Below are 352 nucleotides of genomic sequence, written 5' to 3'. Positions count from 1 at the left end.
CACTGCTCAGGTGCACCGCTTCGTGCACATCGACCGGCTTGCTGTACTGGAAGGGGTTCATTGCTCACCTCCCTTTGTGCGGCAGGCGGGCAAGGCTTCTTCTATGGCATCGCGGATATTGCTATAGGCGCCGCAGCGGCACAGGTTGCCGCTCATCAGTTCCTGAATTTGCGCGGTATCGTGGGCACGGCCCTCATTGGCCAAGCCAATCGCCGAGCAGATCTGGCCGGGGGTGCAGTAGCCGCACTGGAAAGCGTCATGCTTGATAAAGGCTTGCTGCATCGGGTGCAACACGTCGCCGTCGGCCAACCCTTCAACAGTGGTCAGTTCGGCGCCGTCGCACATCACCGCC

The 352-nt window shown here is 61.1% G+C and carries 1 protein-coding gene; it reads right to left on the bottom strand.

Annotation, left to right across the window (positions count from 1 at the left end; translation table 11 throughout):
• Positions 1–57 precede the first annotated feature (57 nt).
• A partial coding sequence (locus KZZ04_RS18590; RefSeq protein ID WP_257903674.1) for a (2Fe-2S)-binding protein occupies positions 58–352 on the bottom strand: 295 nt, incomplete at its 5' end.

The sequence above is a fragment of the Pseudoalteromonas sp. CR1 genome, from assembly GCF_019392235.1.
Classification (GTDB): Bacteria; Pseudomonadota; Gammaproteobacteria; order Enterobacterales; family Alteromonadaceae; genus Pseudoalteromonas.
The sequence above is the reverse complement of the archived record's forward strand: the minus strand, read 5'-3'. Positions and strand labels throughout refer to the sequence as shown.